The following is an 18,660-nucleotide window of genomic DNA, read 5'->3' as shown; positions in this document are numbered from 1 at the left end:
CGGCGCGGCGCTCACACCGTGATCCGCCGCGCCCGCTCCTCGATCTCGGACACCAGCCGCGCCTGATGCAGGCTCCCCGCCCCGAACGCCTCCGGCTCCCCGCCCGTACCCGCCTCCGCGCCCGCGCCCGGGCCCGGGGCGGTGCGGGCCGCGCCGGCCGCGCCGGCCACGCGCGCCGCGCCCACCGCGCGGGCGAAGAAGCGCCCCAGGTTGGCCCACTGGTGGTCCGGGGGCAGCGTGATCTCCTCGCGGTGGTCCTGCCGTTCGATCCGTACGACCGGCTGGTACGCCGCGGGAGGCGTGAACGCCCGGTCGGTCAGCAGCCGCCCCGCGCTCCCCGCGAACTCGCAGCCCGTCCGGTAGGAGTGCCGCACCCCGAACGCGAGGTCGGCCGTCACGCCGCCCGGCGTGCAGGCGAGGGCGCGCCCGCCGACCACCATGCCCGTCCCGCCGTCCACGTGCAGCACGGCGGCGGTCACGTCGAGGTCGTTGCCGAGGAAGCGCAGCGCCGCGCGGATCGGGTAGACGCCCTGTTCGAGCAGCGCCCCACCGCCGAGCCCCGGTAGGAACTGCGTGTTCCCGGCGGGCAGCGGCGGGATCGTGAACGCACTCGAAAAGTCCCGCAACTCACCGATCGCGCCGTCCGCGAGCATCTTCTGTACGGCGGTGTGCTGCGAGTGGTGCAGGAACGTCACGTTCTCCAGCAGGACGAGCCCGCGCGTGCGCGCGAGGCGCAGCAGCCGCGCGGTGGTCTCGTAGTCGGTGGTGAGGGGCTTCTCCGCGAGGACGTGCTTCCCCGCGTCCAGGGCCTTCTCCGTCCATTCGGCGTGCAGCGCCGAAGGCAGCGGGATGTAGACGGCGTCGATGTCGTCGGAGGCGAGCAGCGCGCCGTACCCTCCCACGGCGGCGCAGCCGACCTCGGCGGCGAAGCTCTCGGCCCTGCCGGGGTCCCTGCTCGCCACGGCGGTCACGTCCACGCCGTCCGCGGCGAGGAGGGCGGGGACCGTGCGGCGGCGCGCGATGTCCGCGCAGCCCAGCACGCCCAGGCGCAGCGGCGGTTCCTGTCGTTCCACGCCGTCAACGTGCCGCACGTCCTCGCGCCCGGCAAGCCCCTACCGCCGTGCGGGCCGTCGCGGAGGGACGTCCGCGCTGGCCGTGGGCGCGCGACGCCCGCGAGGGCTGGGGCCCCTACCCCGGCGGGCGCCCTCCGGCGGCGGCGCGAAAATGACGTGCGTTCACCAGGGCGCCGTCAGTACCGTTCCAGAGTGGATCAAGAACTCGCCTCTGGACTCGCCTTCCGCGAGGTCCAGGAGGCCGACATCGACGTCGCGCTCGACCACGCCTTCATGGTCTTCAACGAGAAGCCGCCGGGGGCGGCCAGGCTCGAACGGCACCGGGAGGTGCTGCGGGGGAGCCTGCGCATCGGGGCGTACGACGGGCCGCTCCTGGTGGGCCTGCTCGCCGCGCTTCCGTTCACCCTGTCCGTGCCCGGCGGGGACGTGCCGTGCTCGGGCGTCTCGTTCGTGACGGTCTCGCCGACCCACCGCAGGCGCGGCGTGCTCACGGGCATGATGGCCGAGCTGTTCCGGCGGAGCGCCGACCGCCCGCTCGCCGCGCTCTGGGCGTCCGAGGCCGCGATCTACGGCCGCTACGGCTACGGCTACGGCACGTACGCCGCGACCGTGGAGATCGACTCCAGACGCCCGCTCGCGCTGCGGATCGCACCCGACGAGCGGCCCGTGCGGCTGCTCGGCAAGGAGGAGACGGTCAAGCTCCTCGGCCCGTACTACGACGCCACCCGCGCCTCCCGGCCCGGCCGGCCCGCCCGCGACGAGGCGATGTGGCGCGAGGAGTGGCTGGTCGACACCGACGAGGGGGACGACGACCTGACGGCTCCGCGCGTCGTCGCCCTCGGCGACCCCGTGGCCGGGTACGCGGTCTACCGGACCAAGTGCGGCGACGAGGACGCGAGGACCCCCGGCCTCGTCCGCGTGGACGAGCTGGAGGCCGACACCCCGGCCGTCGCGGCGGCGCTGTGGCGCTACCTCGCCGGGATCGACCTCACCGGCGTGGTCCGGGCCTGGGGCCGTCCCGAGGACGACCCGCTTCCGCTCATGGCCGCCGACCGCGACCAGGTCCGGGTGACCTCGCGGTTCCCGGCGATGTGGCTGCGGCTGGTCGACGTGCGCGACGCGATGGAACGGCGCGCGTGGGCCGCCCCCGTCGACCTCGTGCTGGAGGTGCGGGACGACCGGCTGCCCGCCAACGCGGGCGTGCGCCGCCTCGTCGCGGACGGCGGATCCTGCTCGTTCCGCCCCGAGGAGTCCGCCGCCCCCGACCTCACGTTCGACGTGCGGGACCTCGCCACCTGCTACCTCGGCGGCACCCGCGCCGAGCACCTCGTGCGGGCGGGGCTCGTCGCCGAGCACACGCCGGGCGCGGCGGCGGCGCTGGACGCGGCCCTCGCCACCGAGCTGCTCCCGCACACCTCCGAGGAGTTCTAGCGGAGGACTGCTAACGGAGCGCGCAGCGCGAAGGGGGCGCGCGGCGCGCGCCCCCTTCCCGTTCACCGCCGGTCAGCGGGTCTCGTACGAGCCCCTCCACTGCGGGGCGGGCGCCTTGCCCGCCGCGCGCTTCCTGGCCAGCTCGTTGCCGTTCACGGTGAGGGTGCTGTGGGCGAACAGCTCCGTCACCGCGGCGGTGCCGTCGATCATCTCGTCGAAGCCCTTGAGGTTGACGTTGTCGTAGCGGTCGCACGCCTGGTGGTAGCACGGGTCGTACGGCTTCCCGGCCGTGCCGCCGTAGACCTTGGCCTGCTCCGGCGTCTTGATCTTCTCGGCGCCGGTGAAGATGCCGCCGGCCGGGATGCCCGCGACGATGAACGCGTTGTAGTCCGACCGGCCGTCGAACGGCGTCGGGTCGGTCGCCAGCTTCCGGCCCGCGTAGTAGTCGGTGAACGCCTTCTCGATCGCGCCGGTGCCGGCCGGCACGGGCACGTTGTTCTCGCCGGTGCTGTTGTCGCCGTCGTAGACGAACCGCACGTAGTTCGGCGAGGCGAGCATGTCGAAGTCCAGCATCAGCGCGATCTTGTCGAGCTCGGTCCGCGGCAGGGTGTCGACGTAGTGCTGCGAGCCGAGCAGCCCCTCCTCCTCCGCTCCCCAGAACGCGAAGCGCACCTGGTTGCGGACCTTCCCGCCGAGCTTGCCGATCTTCTGGGCCATCGCCAGCAGCGTCGCGGTGCCCGAGCCGTCGTCGTTGATGCCGGGGCCCTCGGTGACGCTGTCGTTGTGCGCGCCGACCACCACGACGTTGTCGGCCCGGCCGCGCTTGGTCTCGGCGAGCACGTTGGAGGTGGTCCGCTTCTCGTTCACGGTGTCGGTCCGCACGCGCAGCGACACCGGGCCCGCCTGCGCCTGCTGGACGAGCTGCACGCCGATCGCGTTCGTCGGGCCGACCACCGGGATGTCGTACGCCTTGCCCAGCGTCCCGTTGACGGGGCCGTCGGTGCCGGGCTGCTGGTAGATGACGACCGCGCTCGCGCCCGCCGCGATCGCGTTGTCGGTCTTGACCGAGAAGAAGCAGCCGCCGCGCTGGATCAGCGCGATGTTGCCCTTGGTGAACCCGGCGAAGTCCGCCGCCTCGCACCCGCTGCCCGTTCCGGACGCGCCCGGGTCCACGGCGGTGGCCGGGGCGGTCACGTCGCCGCTGCCGGAGTACTGGAGGGTCGCGAAGTCGCTGCCGGGCGCGAACGTCTTCGGCGTCGGCGCGGTCTCGGCGAACACCGCCTCCGACCGTTCCTGCCAGAAGTCGAACGTGAAGTTCTGCACGGTCGGCCGGTAGCCGGCGCGCTTGAGCTGGTCGACGATGTACTTGTTGGTGATCACGTTGCCGGGGAGCCCGGCGGCGCGGTTGCCGCCGTTCGCGTCGGCGATCTTCTGCAGGTTGAGCTGGTGGTGCCGGACGTCCTTCAGGGTCACCAGCTTCGCCAGCTCGCCCTGCGCGGCGTCGGCCTGCGTCGCCACGCCAGGGACGATCGCGACCGCCAGTGCCACGAGGGTGGCGAGCGCACCTTTGCGCACCATGTGTCCTCCGCATCAGAAAGACAATGAACGGTGCGCAGCCTGACATTTGCCGCAGAAGCAATCAATGCGTACATCAGCGATGAGAGCGGCCAACGCTGGCCAGAACCGATCGGTAAGAGGAACTTGACGCTCCGAGGCGTGCGATCACGCGGGCGACCGTTCCGGGCAACCGTTCCGGGGGCCGGGCGGTAGTAGTCGGCAGGAACCCGAAGGAGGTCGGATGCGGGAGCGACCCGACTATGCCGCCTACGTGACCGAACGGTCGCCCCGGCTGCTGCGCACGGCGTACCTGCTGTGCCGGGACTGGGGGCTGGCGGAGGATCTGCTGCAAACCGCGCTGGTCAAGGCGTGGCGCGCGTGGCGCCGGATCGGGGACGACCCCGACCCGTACGTCTACCGGATCCTGGTCAACACACACGCGTCGTGGGCCAGGCGGCGCTGGCGCGGGGAGCGTCCGACGGACGAGCCGCCCGAACGGGCCGATCCGGCGGACGCGATGGGGACCGCCGAGGACAAGGCGGTCCTGTGGGCGGCGCTCGGGAGGCTGCCGCGCCGCCAGCGGGCCGTCGTCGTGCTGCGCTATTTCGAGGACCTCACCGAGCCGCAGGCGGCGGCGGTGCTCGGCTGCTCGGTCGGGACGGTGAAGAGCCAGGCCAGCAAGGCCCTCGCCAAGCTCAGGATCGATCCGGAGATCCTCGCCGTCGCGCCCAGGGGAAGGGACTGACCGATGCCGCACACGATGCAGGACCTGCGCGAGCTCATGGAGGACCGCAGCGCCGGAGCGCCCCACCCGCCGGACCGCCTCGGGCAGGTCCGGCGCCGCGTCAGGCGGGGCGCCCGCGTGCGCGCCGCCTCCGCCGCCGTGGGAACGGCCGGGGTCGCCGTGGCGGTCGGGGCGTTCCTCACGGCCGCGCCGGGGGCCGGCGACCGGCCGCGCCCGGCGTCCGGCCCGACGGCGGTGGAGCTGAGCCCGCCGAGGCCCGGGACGCCTCCGAAGGAGGGGATGGCGCCCCTCGGGGACAGGTTCCTGTTCCGGGCCGGGGAGAAGACGCGGCTGCGCATCGTCCCGACCGGCCGGACCACCCTGCTCACGCACCGGTGCTCGGCCGAGGTCGCGATCTACGAGGTGAAGGACGGCGAGCTGTCGGGCGGCGGCTGCTCACCCGGGGGCGAGGGCTTCGCGAGCTACCTGGCGACGGTGCCGGGCCGGCCGGTCACCCTGGACCTCGTCGCGCTGCCGTCCCGGGCCCCGGAACCGTCCGGAACGAAGGACCTCGACGCCTACCTGGCGGCGCACCGCCCGGTCTCCGCCGCGTGGAGCGTCCACGTCTACAGCGGGACGTGCACCAGCGAGACGTGCAAGGCCCCCGAGCGCCGCGCGGGCGTCCAGGGGAGCACGGTGACCGGCTTGAAACGGCTGGCGCGGACGGCCGGCAAGGGGGACGGCCGCGTCCGCACGGCCGCGTTCACCTCCTCGGGCCGTTCGGTGCGGCTGCGCGTCGCCTGCGTCGACGGCACGGCCTGGGCGATCGTGCGGGTCGGCGGCGGAACGCCCAGGATGGTCGGCTGCGAGCGGGCGGAGTCGTTCGGCGTCACGTGGGACCAGAAGGCCAGGGCCGGCGTGCGGACCGACGTGGACGTCCGCGTGCTCCCCGCCGAGGTCGTCCCCGGGAAGCGGACCGACCCCGCCGCGATCGAGAACCTCATGCGCGGCGTCGCCCCGGCCGGGACCTGGACCCTGGAGGTCTACGACCTCCCGTGACCCGGTGAGCCGCCGGGCCGCCGTCTACTACAGTTGTCGCTGTTCTTGGGCGAGGCGGAGGGGTGGGCGCGGATGAGTGCCGAGGGGAGTACGCGGGCCGTCGTCATGGCGCTCGGGCCAATCTGGGGATCGCGGTCACCAAGGTCGTCGCGTTCGCGCTGACGGGCTCGTCCTCGATGCTGGCCGAGGGGATCCACTCGGTCGCCGACTCCAGCAACCAGGCGCTGCTGCTGGTGGGCGGGAAGCGGGCGCAGCGGCGCGCGACGGCCGAGCATCCGTTCGGGTACGGGCGCGAGCGCTACATCTACGCGTTCATCGTGGCGATCGTGCTGTTCACCCTGGGCGGGCTGTTCGCGCTGTACGAGGCGTGGCACAAGATCAGGGACCCGCACCCGATCACGGAGTGGGAGTGGGTGCCGGTCGCCGTGCTGCTCGTGGCGATCGTGCTGGAGGGGTCGGCGCTGCGCACGGCGGTGAAGGAGGCCGACCGGACCCGGGGCGGGGCCGGCTGGGTGCGGTTCGTCCGCCGGTCCAAGGCGCCCGAGCTGCCGGTGATCCTGCTGGAGGACACCGGCGCGCTGGTCGGGCTGGTGTTCGCGCTGGCGGGCGTCGGGCTCACCCTCGCCACGGGCGACGGGGTCTGGGACGGCGTCGGCACCGGGGCGATCGGGCTGCTGCTGACGGTGATCGCGGTCCTGCTGGCCACGGAGGTCAAGAGCCTGCTGGTGGGGAGTCGGCCACCGAGGAGCACGTGCGCGCGATCGAGCGTGCCATCCTCGCGGGCGACGACGTGGACACCGTGATCCACATGCGCACCCTGCACCTCGGGCCGGACGAGCTGCTGGTCGCCGCCAAGATCGCGATCGACCTGGACGACGACGCGCGCGACGTCGCGCACGCCATCAACGGGGCCGAGGCGCGGATCCGGGAGGCCGTCCCGATCGCACGGCTGATCTACATCGAGCCCGACATCTTCCGGGGCGGCGTCTCCACGTCCACGACCGCCGGGCTCCCGGACGCCGCGCGCCGGGCGGGCGGAGCGCCCCGCACCGGCCCGCGGGGGTGAGGGCGGGCACGTCCCCCGCCCGCGCGGGGCCGGCGCGCGGCGGCGCGGCCGGTCAGAGCTCGAACTCGGCGGGGGAGAGGTCGACGGCGAAGCACGCCTCGCGGACGACCGCCTTCTCGGAGTCGTCGAAGACGCCGTCCGCGCCGCCGATGATGATGCCGATCTGGATGACGGCGCGCGCCTCGGCGGGCTTCTTCTTCACCTTGCCGATGTCCTGGAGGACGCTGACCTTCCCGAACGCGAAGTCGGCGCTGAGCTTGTCGACGTAGGCGTTGAACCGGCGCTGGAGGTCGTCGGCCGGGAAGTTCTGGAGCACCTCGTTGCTCGCGATGAGCGAGGCCGTCCGCTGGCGCTCGCTCGGGTCCACCGTGCCGTCGGCCGCGGCGACCAGCGCGCACATCGCCATGCTCGCGTCGCGGAACGCGCCGCTCTTCAGTTCGTTCTTCTTCGCCATGAGCTGGGTCTGCATCGTCTGCGACGACTCGCGCAGCTTGTCCCAGAACGCCATCGGGGCCTTCCTCTCGCGGTATGCCTGACCGGGACTCTAGCCGATCTGCTACAAGTGTCGTAGCACGAGCGCCCCCGGACGGTTCGGCCGGGGCCGGTCCCCTCCCAACGAACGCTCCCGTTCCGCCGTTCCTGGCCCGCCCCCGGCCCGCCCTCCGGCCCGGGGCCCCGGCCCGCCGCTCCCGGGCCGGGAACCGTCCGCGCGTCAGGCGACGTGCCGGGGACGGTAGGCCGCGAGCCAGTCGTGCAGCGCGAGGGCCCGTTCGAGCGGCAGCCGGTCCGGCTGGAGGCTCGCGGCGCCCATCGGCCGGCGCAGCGCCTCGCGGACCGCGCCGACGTCCAGGTACGGCAGGACGGGCGAGGAGGAGTCGGCGACGACCTCCTCCAGGCGGGTGCGGATCATCCGCTCGTAGCCGGGGTTCTGCGTGGCCGGGTACGGGCTCTTGCGGCGGCGCACCACCGACCTCGGCAGCACGTCGGCGACGGCCCCGCGCAGCAGGCTCTTCTCGCGGCCGTCGTACGTCTTGTGCGACCACGGGGTGTTGAAGACGTACTCGACGAGCCGGTGGTCGCAGAACGGCACCCGGACCTCCAGGCCGACCGCCATGCTCATCCGGTCCTTGCGGTCGAGCAGCATCCGCACCATCCGGGTGAGGTGCAGGTAGCAGATCTCCCGCATCCGCCGCTCGCGGGCGTCGGCGCCCGGCACGTGCGGCACCTCGGTGAGCGCCTCGTGGTAGCGCTCGCGCTCGTAGGCGTTCGCCCGGTCGCGCAGCGTCCGGTCGAGCAGCCCGAGGCCCGCGCCGAGCATGGCGCCCGACCAGGGGAACGCGTCGGCCGCCACGGCGTCCGGGTCGTGGAACCAGCGGTAGCCGCCGAACACCTCGTCCGCCGACTCGCCCGACAGGGCCACCGTCGAGTGCCGCCGGATCTCGGCGAACAGCAGGTACAGCGAGCTGTCCATGTCGCCCATCGCGGGCAGGTCGCGGGCGCGCAGGACGCTGTCCATCGACGCCGGGGACGCGAGCTGGTCGTTGCTCAGCACGACGTCGGCGTGGTCGGACCCGACGTGCTTGGCCACGTCGTGCACGTACGGGCCGTCCGGGGTCTCGCGCAGGTCGTCGGGGACGAACCCGCCGGTCTCGTCCGCGAAGTCCACGGCGAACGACCGCACCGGCTCGGCGCCGAGGGCGCGGCCCGCGAGGGCGGTCAGCGCGCTGGAGTCGAGCCCTCCCGACAGCAGCGTGCAGAGCGGCACGTCGGAGATGAGCTGGCGGCGGACGATGTCCTCCATCAGCTCCCGCACGCGCGCGACCGTGGCCGGCACGTCGTCGGTGTGCTCGCGCGCGGACAGCTCCCAGTAGGTCCGGTCGCTGACGCCGCGCCGCGACACCGTGACGGTGTGGCCGGGAACGACCTCGTACATGCCCCGGAAGACGCCGTGCCCGGGGTCTTGGCGTTGGTGAGCATCTCGCTGACGCCCTCGTCGTCGATCTCCGCGTCGAACAGCGGGTTGGCGAGGATCGCCTTCGGCTCGGAGCCGAACAGCACCCCGTGCGGGGTCGGCGCGTAGTAGAGCGGCTTGATGCCCATGCGGTCGCGGGCGAGCAGCAGCTCCTCGGTGCGCCGGTCCCAGACGGCGAAGGCGTACATGCCGTTGAACCGCTCCACGGCCGCCGCGCCCCATTCGAGGTACGCGCGCAGGACGACCTCCGTGTCGCTGCGGGTGCGGAAGGCGTGCCCACGCCCTTCGAGGTCGCGGCGCAGCTCGTCGAAGTTGTACGTCTCGCCGCTGTAGACGATCGTCGCGGGGCCCTCGGACATCGGCTGGACACCGCCCTCGACGTCGATGACCGCGAGCCGGCGATGGCCGAGGGCGGCGTGCGGATCGATCCACAGCCCCTCGTCGTCGGGGCCCCGCAGGGCCATGGTCCGGGTCATCTCCCGGGCCGTGGCACGTTCCCGGGTGAGGTCGCGGTCGTAGTCCACCCAGCCGACGATGCCGCACATGCGCGCCCGCCCTCCTCTTATGTGTGTTCTACAGCTAACTTGATCCTTCCCTGACAGGGGGGCGCAACAAACCGGTAAAAAGCCATCAAAACCCTGCAAAGCCTCAGCTTCACTCCAAAACCGCTGCGCGCACGGGCCCCCGGGGCACCATCCCTCCAGCGGAACGCGGGCGTCCCGTCCCTCTTCGTAGCGAGGCGACCACGAGAACGAACGATTCGGCGGGCCGGCCCTGCGGGCGTGTGTGAGAAGCGTACAAAACGGACTTACTGTGTAAAGGGCTGTGGCGGGATCGACCGGCCGCAGCGGGCCGGGGCGGGCCGTGGCCGGGCGGGAAAGAGGGAATGGCGACAGCGGTGGGAATGCGGAGTTCGGTGGGGCGGTGTTTCAGAGAATGTGGCGTATTACTCAGATCTCGTAGCGGATCACGTCTAGCATGAACGGTGACTTTCGCCCCAGCGCGTCGGCGTGACGACGGCGGCGCGTCCGCCGCACCTCCGTGACGTGGAGTTCGGAATCCGTGAGTTCACCCCCGGCCTCGTACAGGGCGATCATCTGCGTCGATATCGAGCGCTTCTGCGACCCTGAGCGCATCGACCCGCAGCGGCTGGATATGCGCCGCGCGCTCTACGATTCGCTGGCGCGGGCCTTCGAGAGGTCCGGCGTCCCGGCGGAGGGCCGCTACCAGGAGGACCGCGGCGACGGGGCGTTCTTCCTGGTGCCTCCCGAGGGGCCGCAGGCCCGGCTGGTCGAGCCGCTGCCGTTCGAGCTGGCCGCCGAGCTGAGCCGCTACAACCGGGCCGCCGACGCGATGACGCGGATCCGGCTGCGCGTCGCGCTGCACGCCGGGTACGTCCACCACGACTCCGAGGGCGTCGTCGGCACCCCGCTGAACGCGGCGTTCCGGCTGCTGGACGCGCCCGAGCTGAAGAAGGCGCTGCGGGACGCGCCCGGCGACCTGGCGTTCATCGCCTCGGACGAGTTCCACCGGGAGGTCATCCGGCAGCGGCGCGGCTTCGACCCCTCCGACTACCGGGAGGTCCGGGTCCGGGCCAAGGAGACCGACGTCGGCGCGTGGATCTGCGCGTTCGACGCGCAGCTGCGCGCGGGCCGCGACTTCGGCCACCGGCTCGCGCGGGCCGAGGACGCGCTCGCGGAGCTCGCCGCGACGGTCGACGAGGCGCGGCGCGTCCGGGCCGTGACCGCCGCCAAGATCACGCCGGCTCCGCCCGAGGTCCCCGATCCCGCGCCCGGCCTGGGCGAACGGCTCGCGGGGCTGCGCGGCGGGCGCACGGACCGCTGGCCGGAGCTCGCCGCGGAGGTGGCCGACGTCGAACGGGCCGCCGCGGCGGCGCTGGACGCGGCCGGCGCCGGGCTCCGCGCCGCCCGCGAGCCGCTCGAACGGCGCGAGGAGCTGCGCGGGCTGCTCGGGTCGTACCAGGCGATGACGGGCAACCAGAAGCGCGCCGAGTCGCCGCTGCTGGACGAGCTGTACCGGCGGGCGTACGACCTGCTGTGGACGGCGCCGTGCAGCCTGCCGGAGGCGGAGGCGGCGACCGAGCGCTACGTGCGGGCCGTCCAGGAGGAGTCGGCCTGATGATCCGGTGCACCCAGTGCCGTCGGGGCGTCGTGCGTCACGGGTTCTGCGACTTCTGCGGGTTCGCGCCGACCTCGACGGCCGTGCGGGGCGCCGGGGCGACCGGGGCGACGGAGGCGACCGCGCCGTGGGACGGGCCACGCGGGCAGGGCGGGACGGGGCAGCCGCCGCCGGGGCGGCCCACGCCGTACGGTCCGCTGGAGATGACGAGCGTCACGCCCGTCCCGTACCGCGATCCCGAGTCGGCCGTCATGCCCGAGCGGCTGGGGACTGGCCGCCGCCGAAGCTCAAGCGGGGCGAGCTGGTCGGCGGGCAGTACCACGTCCGCGGCTGCCTGCGCCGCGGCGGCCTCGGCTGGATCTACCTCGCGCACGACAACAACGTGGGCCACTGGGTCGTGCTGAAGGGGCTGCTGCACGACGGCGCGGACGTGTCGGACCTGCCGGAGGCCGAGCGCGCCGCGCTCGCCGCGGTCAACCACCCCAACATCGTCAAGATCCACAACTTCGTCCGGCATCCCGCGCCGGCGCCCGGCGCGGGCCCGGAGGAGGCGCGGGAGACGCAGAGCTACATCGTGATGGAGTACGTCGGCGGCCGTTCCCTCAAGGAGCTGCTGGACGACCGGCGGCGCGCGGAGGGGCCGGACGCCGCGCTCCCGATCGACCACGTCATCGCGTACGGGATCGAGATGCTGCGGGCGCTCGGCTACCTCCACACGCAGGGCCTGCTGTACTGCGACCTGAAGCCCGACAACGTCATGCAGTGCGAGCAGCGGCTCACCCTGATCGACCTCGGCGGGACGTGGCGGATGGGCGGTCCGGCGTCCGCCGCGCCGATCTGGGGCACGCCCGGCTTCGGGGCGCCCGAGGTGGGGTGGAGGCGCCGACGGTCAGCTCCGACCTCTACACGGTGGGCCGCACGATGGCCGTCCTCAGCTTCCGGTTCGACTTCACCGGCGACTACGCCACGGGCCTGCCGCCGCGCGAGGACGTGCCGCTGCTGTCCCGGTTCGACTCCTACGACCGGCTGCTGCGGCGCGCGACCCACCCCGACCCGCGCGAGCGGTTCGGGGACGCGGCGGAGATGGCCGAGCAGCTCTTCGGCGTCCTGCGCGAGGTCGTGTCCGTGCCGCGCAACGCCGAGCCGTGGCCGGTGCCGTCCACGCTGTTCGGACGGGAGCGGCGCGCGGTCGGCGCCGAGGTCGCCGCGACCGACGGCACGGGCCCGGTGCTCGGCTCGCCGGACCCGGCCGAGGCCGTGACGGCGCTGCCCGTCCCGGTGGTGTCGGCGCCGGAGGAGGCCGCGGGGCTCGCCGAGCTCGCCGCGCGCGAGCCGAAGGTGATCGTCGAGACGCTGAGCGGCGCCGCGGCGCAGCCGCTGTCGGCCGAGCAGCGGCTGGTCCTCGCCGGCGCCCAGCTCGACCGCGGCCACCACGCCGAGGCGGCCCGGCTGCTGGACGAGCTGGCGGACGGCGCGGACCGTCCCGACGACTGGCGGATCGGCTGGTACCGGGGCGTCGGCGCGATCGCCGTCCGCGACTGCGCGCGGGCCCGGGAGCTGTTCGACCGGCTCTACAGCCGGATGCCGGGGGAGGCGGCGCCGAAGCTCGCGCTGGCGTTCTGCTGCGAGGCCACGGGCGACCGCGCCGAGGCGGCCCGCCTCTACGAGAGCGTCTGGCGTACGGACCGCGGCTATCTCAGCGCGGCGTTCGGGCTGGCCCGCGTCCGCCTGGACGGGGGCGACCGCGACGGCGCGGTGCGGGTGCTGGACGAGGTGCCGTCCCTGTCCACGCACTACGGGGCGGCGCAGCTCGCCGCCATGGCGGTGACGCTGCGCGGGGGTTCGGCCAACCTGACGAAGGAGGCGCTGCGGGCGGCGGCGAGGCGGCTGGAGCAGGCCAGGGTGGACGGCGAGCGCAAGGGGCAGCTCGTCGCCGAGATCCTGGAGGCCGGCCTGGAATGGGTCCGCGCCAACGGCATCGAGGACCCCGGAACGGAGCTGATCGGCACCCCGCTGACCCAGAACGGCCTGCGCGACGAGCTGGAGAGCACCTACCGCATGCTGGTCCGCTTCGCCGACGACACCGACAGCCGCTACGCGCTGGTCGACAAGGCCAACGCCGTCCGCACCAGGACGCTGTTCTGACCATGCCCCCGTTCCCCGGCCACACCACCGAACCCGCGGGCGCCGCCGGGCGCCCGCGGCGGTCCGGCGGGCCCGCCGCGGGCGGGGGGCGCTGAGCGTGGAGACCTCGGGCCGGGGGCCGGTGAACGGGTGCGCCGCGACGACGCGGGGGCGTCGCCGCGCCGCCGGCGGCCCGGCCCGCGCCTCCCTAGACCAGGAAGATGACCGATGAGCGATCGTCCCGACTTCACGATCGAGATCCACCAGAACCCGTACCTCCCGGTGGGCGGCACGCGGGTGCACGCCGTGGCGAGGGTCGCCGCCGAGGGCGGCCCGGCGGCGTCCGCGGCCCGGTCCGCCTCCGCCGCAGAGGTCATCATCGTGGACACCTCGGCGTCCATGGTCGGCGAACGGCTCGTCGCGGCGAAGCGCGCCGCGAAGGGGGCCGTGGACGCCCTGCGCGAGGACGTGGACTTCGCCGTGGTGTCCGGAGCCCACGAGGCCGAGATGGTCTACCCGCGCGATCCGCTGCTCGCGCGGGCGACGGACGAGCGCAAGGCGGACGCGACGGCGGCGATCTCGAAGCTGTCCGCGTCCGGGGGACCCGCATCGGGCGGTGGCTGACGCTGGCCGACACGCTGTTCTCCGGCTACCAGCACGCGATCCGGCACACGGTCCTGCTGACCGACGGGCAGAACGAGCACGAGAGCGCGGAGGAGCTGGACGCCGTGCTGGCGCGCTGCGCGGGCCGGTTCGTCTGCGACTGCCGGGGCGTCGGCGCCGACTGGGAGCCCGCCGAGCTGCGGCGGGTCGCGACCGCGCTGCTGGGCGGCTTCGGGATGGTGGCCGATCCCGCGGACCTGGCCGCCGACTTCGCCGGCATGATCGAGAACGCCATGGGCAAGGCCGTCGCGGACGTGGCGCTGCGGGTCTGGACGCCGCACGGCGCCGAGCTGCACTTCGTCAAGCAGGTGTATCCGACGCGGCGCGACCTGAGCGCCGCCGGGGACGCGGACGGCGATCCACCGCCCGACGGCCCCGCGACCCGCGACTACCCGACGGGGCTGTGGGGCGTGGAACGGCGCGACTACCACCTGTGCGTCTCCGTTCCGGCCGGGCGGCCGGACCAGAACATGCTGGCGGCCCGCGTCTCGCTCGTCCTGCCCGGCGGCGACGTTCCGGAGGACGAGCCGCTCGCCGTCGGCAACGTCGTGGCGAGGTGGACCGACGACAGCGCGCAGTCGACCCGGCGGCATCCGGCGGTGGAGCACTACTCCAAGCAGGGCGAGCTCGCCGACTCGGTGCAGAACTGGCGGGCGGCGTACGAGGGCGGCGACGAGGGCGCCGCGGCCGAGGAGCTGCGGCGCGCCCGCGAGCTCGCCGAGCAGACCGGGAGCAGGATGATCTCCCGGCGGCTCGACCGGCTCATGGACCCGGTGACGGGCGCGGTGCTGCCGAAGAAGGACGTGGACACCGCCGACGTGAAGGGGCTCGACACCGAGTCGAGCGAGTCGGCGGAGCCGCCGGCGACGATCCCGCTGCCCCCCGGCGAGGGCGAGGACGGAGCGTGAGCATCCCTTCCCGGTATCTCCGCCTGCGCACCGTTCCGGGGCGGGTGCGGGCGCTGACCGTCCTCGTGCTGGTGGTGCTGGCCGTGCTGTTCGCCGTGACCGGCGGCGCGCTGCTGGACGCGCGGAGCGCGCTGCGCGCCGTCGGCCACGACGAGGGCCCGATGGTGGTCGCCACCAGCGACGTCTACCTGGCGCTCAGCGACATGGACGCCCAGGTGACCAACGTCCTGCTGAACGGTGAGGAGAACGGCTGGCTCTGCGACCCGGACCAGGACGGCGGGGCGTGCGGCCGGAGCGGCTCCCGCTACTTCTACGACATCCGCCGCGAGGACGCCGAGCGGGCCGCGTTGCAGGCGGCGCGGCTGGCCGAGGACGACCCGGTGCGGCTGCGGACCGTCCAGTCCGTCCTGGACGGGCTGCACCAGTACGACCAGCGGGTGCAGACGGCGATGGAACGCGGCCGGCACGTGTCCCACGCGTTCGGCGCGCTGCCGGAGGACGCGGTGGAGGAGTACCGGGCGGCGACGACGCTGATGACCGAGGACCTGCTCCCGAAGGCCAACAACCTCACCCTCGGCGGCGCGGCGATCGTGGACACGACGTACCGGGAGGAGCGCTCGGGCGTGATGGCCGGCCGGATCCGGGTGCTGGTGTTCGGCGCGGCCGTGCTGCTGGCGCTGGCGGCGCTCCAGCTCTACCTGGCGGTGCGGTTCCGGCGGATGATGAGCCTGTTCCTGGTCGCCGCGGCGGTGGGCACGGTGGCGCTGACCGCGGTGTCGGCGACCGTCCTGGCGAACGAGGGGGTGTACCTGAAGGTCGCCAAGGACGGCGGGTTCGATCCCGTCCTGACGCTGTCGCGGGCGCAGGCGATCGGCAAGAGCCTCGACTCCGACCGGACGCGGTACCTGCTGGACCCGTCCGACTCCGACCGCTACGACCAGACGTACCTGGAGAAGGCCCAGACGATCCTCTACATCAACGACGCCGCCAACCTGGAGGGCTACTACGCCAAGCTCGACGCCCTGCTCGGACGCTACGACGGCGGCGCGGGCGCGGTCGCCTTCAGGGGGGTGTACGGCGACCAGGCGCGCGAGGCCACCGAGGTGCGGGGGCAGCGCAGGACGTACGCGGCGCTGCTGGAGCGGTACCGGGCGTACCAGCGCAACGACCGCCGCGTGCGGGCGCTCGCCGACGCGGGCGACCGGGCCGAGGCGGGCCGGGCCCACATGGACCCGAGGTGGCCGTACCTGCCGCACCCGGCGTTCCGCGAGCACGACGAGGAGCTCGGCGCGCGCATCGGCAGCCACCAGTACGTCGTCGACCGCGCCGTGGCGCGCGGCGAGGGGGCGCTGGGCCCGTGGTCCTGGCTGCTGCCGCTGTCGGTCCTGGCGATCGCCGCCCTGGTCGTGGCCGGGGTCTGGCCGCGCCTGTCGGAGTACCGCTGAGAGGCGGAGAAGGGAGGGGGACATGAGCGCGACCACCCGCAACACCGCCGTCGTCGCCGTCTTCGCGGCGCTGGCCGCGCTGGTCGTCCTGGTCGCCGTCCGCGCCGGCGGCGCGGAGACGGCTTCGGTGGCGGACCGGCACCGGCTCGTGATCGGCGTCAAGGACGACCAGCCGGGGCTCGGGCTGAGGGGGAAGGACGGCTCGTACGCGGGCTTCGACGTGGACGTGGCGTACTACGTCGCGGGCCGGCTCGGCGTCGGCGCGGACGACGTGACGTTCCGCGCGGTCCGTTCGGACGAGCGGGAGAGGGTGCTGCGCGACGGCTCGGTCGACATGGTCATCGCCACGTACTCGATCACACCGGAGCGCGCCGCCGAGATCACCTTCGCCGGGCCGTACTACGTCACGCACCAGGACATCCTGATCCGCGAGGGGGACGCCTCGATCGGCAACGTCCGGGACCTGCGCGGCAAGCGGCTGTGCCAGGTGGCGGGCTCCAACTCGTGGCGGCGCGTCACCGAGGAGCGCCGGGTAGCGGCCACGCTGGTGCCCGCCCGCTCGTACAGCGAGTGCGTCGCCATGCTGGTCGGGCGGGGCGTCGACGCCGTGTCCACCGACGACCTGATCCTCGCCGGCTTCGCCACCGTCAACGAGCCCGGCGTCAAGATGCTCAAGAAGCCGTTCACCAACGAGCGGTACGGCATCGGACTGAAGAAGGGCGATCTGAAGGGGTGCGAGGCCGTCAACCGGATCCTCACCGAGATGTACCAGAACGGCGCCGCCAAGACGCTCCTCAACCAGTGGTTCGGCTCGGTGGACTTCAACATCGCCACGACCGTCCCGCCGTTCGAGGGCTGCGCCTGAACGCCGCCCGCCCGCCGTCCCGGCCCGGCGTCCGGGACGGCGGGCCAGGCCGTTGACACGGCTCTGACCAGCGTGGACACGCGACGGGCGCGGGGCGTTCTGCCAACCTGAGCGGATGAGCGATGACGCACACGCCGCCGCCCAGGCCGGCGACGCGCCCCTGGCCCGCGCCCTCGTCCTCGGGGTGCTGGCCGACGGCAGGCCGCGGGACCTGCCGGAGATCGCGCTGGAGGCGTGCCCCGCTCCCGCGCTCGCCGGCCCGGTGCTGGACCTGGTCGGCGCGGCCGTGCGCCGGGTGCTGCCCGCGATGGTGGAACGGGGCGAGCTGGAGCAGGGCACGACCCCGTACGGCGGCCTCGGCGACCTCGAGGACGCCGGCGTGACGAGCGTGCCGACGTACCGCCTCGCCGTCGAGCTGGCCGAGCTGTTCCCCGGCCGTGCGCGCCGCCCGCGCACCGCGCCCCCGTGACGGGGGCTTCTGGTGGCGGGGGAGGGGCGCGACCTAACCTGTGGGTGACGGCTTCCCTCCCCGAACGAGACGGTGGCGCATGGGCAACCCTCCCGATCCCGGCCAGAGACCCGTTGAGCTGGACACCGGCAAGCCGCACTCCGCCAGGGTCTGGAACTACTGGCTCGGCGGCAAGGACAACTACCCCGTGGACCGGGAGGCCGCCGAACGCTTCCTGGAGACCTATCCGGGGATGGCCGACGTCGCGCGGGCCGTCCGCCACTTCCTCGCCCGGACCGTACGGCACCTGGCCGGCGAGGTCGGCATCCGGCAGTTCCTGGACGTGGGCACCGGCCTGCCCACCGTGGACAACACACACGAGGTGGCGCAGCGCGTCGCGCCCGAGTCGCGCATCGTCTACGTCGACAACGACCCGCTCGTCCTCGTCCACGCGCGGGCGCTGCTCACCAGCACGCCGGGCGGCGCCACCGACTACATCGCCGCCGACGTCCGCGACCCCGACGCGATCCTGCGGCGGGCGCGCGACACCCTCGACCTCGACCGGCCCGTCGCGCTCATGATGCTCGGCGTCATGGGGCACATCGCCGACGAGGAGGACCCGTGGTCGATCGTCCGGCGCCTGCTGGACGGCCTGCCGCCCGGCAGCCACCTGACGCTCAGCGACGGCACCGACGTCAGCGGCGAGCGCGTCGCGGCGCACGAACGGTACTCCGAGACCGGGGCCGTCCCGTACCACCTGCGCGCCCCGGAGCAGATCGGCCGCTACTTCGAGGGCCTGGAGCTGCTCGAACCGGGCCTCGTCCCGGTGTCCCGGTGGCGCCCCGAGCACGGCCCGTTCGGCGACCCGCCCGCCGTGACCACCTTCGGGGCCGTCGCCCGCAAACCCTGACCCGGGGGCGCGTGCGGGGCATGGTCCGCCGCCGCGGCGCGGACGTCCTCGTGCTGGAGGCGCGCGACCGCGTCGACGGCCAGTTCGTCGGCCCGGGCCAAGAACGCGCGTACGCGCTGGCCGAACGGCTGGGCATGAAGGTGTTCGCGACGCACAACGACGGCGCGGTGCGGTCGGGGGAGGCCGCGGCCGGCCAGGTGTTCCGGCGCTGAGCGCGCCGTCCGCGCGATGACGGCCGCCGCCTCCCTTCCGGGCTGGGAGGGGAGGCGGCGGGCC

18 protein-coding genes and 2 pseudogenes are annotated in these 18,660 nt (G+C 73.9%); 14 read left to right on the top strand and 6 right to left on the bottom strand.

What is annotated here, in order from left to right; genetic code table 11:
• Positions 1–11: 11 nt before the first annotated feature.
• Positions 12–1,073, bottom strand: a complete 1,062-nt coding sequence (locus GEV43_RS46415) for a Gfo/Idh/MocA family oxidoreductase (RefSeq protein WP_309240355.1) — start codon at positions 1,071–1,073, stop codon at positions 12–14.
• A 192-nt stretch (positions 1,074–1,265) separates the two neighbouring features.
• Between GEV43_RS46415 and GEV43_RS46410 the strand changes: the two genes are divergently transcribed.
• Positions 1,266–2,504: a GNAT family N-acetyltransferase gene (locus GEV43_RS46410; RefSeq protein ID WP_160826917.1), complete on the top strand. Its 1,239-nt coding sequence runs from the start codon at positions 1,266–1,268 to the stop codon at positions 2,502–2,504.
• A gap of 72 nt (positions 2,505–2,576) precedes the next feature.
• Here GEV43_RS46410 and GEV43_RS46405 read toward each other — a convergent pair whose 3' ends face one another.
• A complete protein-coding gene (locus GEV43_RS46405) occupies positions 2,577–4,082 on the bottom strand; it encodes a M20/M25/M40 family metallo-hydrolase (protein WP_160826916.1) in 1,506 nt (501 codons plus the stop codon).
• Between the two features lie 220 nt (positions 4,083–4,302).
• On the opposite strand from GEV43_RS46405, the gene GEV43_RS46400 reads away from it, so the two are divergent.
• From GEV43_RS46400 to GEV43_RS46390, 3 genes and pseudogenes are all read left to right on the top strand, one after another.
• Positions 4,303–4,806 (top strand): SigE family RNA polymerase sigma factor, encoded by a 504-nt coding sequence (locus GEV43_RS46400; protein WP_160826915.1) that lies wholly within the window; start codon positions 4,303–4,305, stop codon positions 4,804–4,806.
• 3 nt (positions 4,807–4,809) lie between these two features.
• Positions 4,810–5,844, top strand: a complete 1,035-nt coding sequence (locus tag GEV43_RS46395; RefSeq protein WP_160826914.1) for a hypothetical protein — start codon at positions 4,810–4,812, stop codon at positions 5,842–5,844.
• A gap of 72 nt (positions 5,845–5,916) precedes the next feature.
• A pseudogene (locus GEV43_RS46390) lies at positions 5,917–6,910 on the top strand (cation diffusion facilitator family transporter).
• Positions 6,911–6,962: 52 nt separating this feature from the next.
• Here GEV43_RS46390 and GEV43_RS46385 read toward each other — a convergent pair.
• From GEV43_RS46385 to GEV43_RS53085, 3 genes are all read right to left on the bottom strand, one after another.
• Positions 6,963–7,418, bottom strand: coding sequence for a tellurite resistance TerB family protein (locus tag GEV43_RS46385; RefSeq protein ID WP_160826913.1), 456 nt, complete (start codon positions 7,416–7,418; stop codon positions 6,963–6,965).
• A gap of 204 nt (positions 7,419–7,622) precedes the next feature.
• Positions 7,623–8,711 (bottom strand): asparagine synthetase B, encoded by a 1,089-nt coding sequence (locus GEV43_RS53090; RefSeq protein ID WP_241684703.1) that lies wholly within the window; start codon positions 8,709–8,711, stop codon positions 7,623–7,625.
• On the bottom strand, positions 8,711–9,427 hold the full coding sequence (locus GEV43_RS53085; RefSeq protein WP_241684542.1) for an asparagine synthetase B: 717 nt from the start codon (positions 9,425–9,427) through the stop codon (positions 8,711–8,713). The genes GEV43_RS53090 and GEV43_RS53085 overlap by 1 nt, the downstream gene beginning before the upstream one ends.
• Before the next feature lie 517 nt (positions 9,428–9,944).
• Between GEV43_RS53085 and GEV43_RS46375 the strand changes: the two genes are divergently transcribed.
• Positions 9,945–11,021 carry a hypothetical protein gene (locus GEV43_RS46375; protein WP_160826912.1) on the top strand — a complete coding sequence of 359 codons (1,077 nt, stop codon included), beginning with the start codon at positions 9,945–9,947 and terminating at the stop codon, positions 11,019–11,021.
• A 37-nt stretch (positions 11,022–11,058) separates the two neighbouring features.
• Here the strand turns inward: GEV43_RS46375 and GEV43_RS47565 are convergent, their stop codons facing one another.
• The gene (locus tag GEV43_RS47565; RefSeq protein ID WP_175251196.1) at positions 11,059–11,394 is read right to left on the bottom strand and encodes a hypothetical protein; all 336 of its coding nucleotides are present in this window, start codon (positions 11,392–11,394) and stop codon (positions 11,059–11,061) included.
• A gap of 9 nt (positions 11,395–11,403) precedes the next feature.
• Between GEV43_RS47565 and GEV43_RS55790 the strand changes: the two are divergent.
• The 9 genes and pseudogenes from GEV43_RS55790 to GEV43_RS46335 form a co-directional block, all read left to right on the top strand.
• Positions 11,404–11,835, top strand: a pseudogene (locus tag GEV43_RS55790) (protein kinase); the annotation flags it as partial.
• Between the two features lie 59 nt (positions 11,836–11,894).
• The gene (locus tag GEV43_RS46365; RefSeq protein ID WP_160826910.1) at positions 11,895–13,166 is read left to right on the top strand and encodes a tetratricopeptide repeat protein; all 1,272 of its coding nucleotides are present in this window, start codon (positions 11,895–11,897) and stop codon (positions 13,164–13,166) included.
• A 207-nt stretch (positions 13,167–13,373) separates the two neighbouring features.
• Positions 13,374–13,769 carry a hypothetical protein gene (locus GEV43_RS53075; protein ID WP_241684541.1) on the top strand — a complete coding sequence of 132 codons (396 nt, stop codon included), beginning with the start codon at positions 13,374–13,376 and terminating at the stop codon, positions 13,767–13,769.
• A gap of 104 nt (positions 13,770–13,873) precedes the next feature.
• On the top strand, positions 13,874–14,716 hold the full coding sequence (locus GEV43_RS53070; protein ID WP_241684540.1) for a hypothetical protein: 843 nt from the start codon (positions 13,874–13,876) through the stop codon (positions 14,714–14,716).
• Positions 14,713–16,161 (top strand): hypothetical protein, encoded by a 1,449-nt coding sequence (locus GEV43_RS46355; RefSeq protein ID WP_160826909.1) that lies wholly within the window; start codon positions 14,713–14,715, stop codon positions 16,159–16,161. The genes GEV43_RS53070 and GEV43_RS46355 overlap by 4 nt, the downstream gene beginning before the upstream one ends.
• 22 nt (positions 16,162–16,183) lie before the next feature.
• Entirely contained in the window at positions 16,184–17,026 is an 843-nt protein-coding gene (locus GEV43_RS46350; RefSeq protein WP_160826908.1) for a glutamate ABC transporter substrate-binding protein, read from the top strand.
• Between the two features lie 115 nt (positions 17,027–17,141).
• Entirely contained in the window at positions 17,142–17,495 is a 354-nt protein-coding gene (locus GEV43_RS46345) for a hypothetical protein (RefSeq protein WP_160826907.1), read from the top strand.
• A 79-nt stretch (positions 17,496–17,574) separates the two neighbouring features.
• Positions 17,575–18,384, top strand: a complete 810-nt coding sequence (locus tag GEV43_RS46340) for an SAM-dependent methyltransferase (protein WP_160826906.1) — start codon at positions 17,575–17,577, stop codon at positions 18,382–18,384.
• An 11-nt stretch (positions 18,385–18,395) separates the two neighbouring features.
• The gene (locus GEV43_RS46335; protein WP_160826905.1) at positions 18,396–18,596 is read left to right on the top strand and encodes an FAD-dependent oxidoreductase; all 201 of its coding nucleotides are present in this window, start codon (positions 18,396–18,398) and stop codon (positions 18,594–18,596) included.
• Positions 18,597–18,660: the final 64 nt, after the last annotated feature.

Origin of the sequence: Actinomadura sp. J1-007 (genome assembly GCF_009793335.1) — a bacterium.
Taxonomy (GTDB): domain Bacteria; phylum Actinomycetota; class Actinomycetes; order Streptosporangiales; family Streptosporangiaceae; genus Spirillospora; species Spirillospora yumaensis.
The sequence above is the reverse complement of the archived record's forward strand: the minus strand, read 5'-3'. Positions and strand labels throughout refer to the sequence as shown.